A 259-nucleotide genomic window follows, 5' to 3' on the forward strand; every position below is an offset into this window, starting at 1 on the left:
CTTCGTCACCGTCACCCTCTCGCTCTCCGCCTTGGCGGGCACGGGCATGGTCGTTCTCGGCGGCCGTGCGGGCTGGCGCGGCTGGCTGGCGCTGAAGGCCAGCGAACTGGACCGCATGCCGGGCGCTGCTCCGGTGCCGACCGCCGGCGCGCGGATCGAGATCGCCGACCTGCGCGAACGCATCAAGAAGCTTGAGGCGCTCGCGGCCGGCGTCGACCTGTAGTTGTACGGCGTCGGCGGGAGGGCTAGGCGGCGGGGA

General features: G+C 73.0%; 1 protein-coding gene. It reads left to right on the forward strand.

The window, feature by feature from the left end; translation table 11 throughout:
- Positions 1-223 (forward strand): hypothetical protein (locus AC0CH8_RS18930; RefSeq protein WP_465241205.1); only part of this gene is annotated, 223 nt, incomplete at its 5' end.
- Between the last annotated feature and the right edge of the window lie 36 nt (positions 224-259).

The organism is Sphingomonas sp. AC435 (assembly GCF_979253005.1).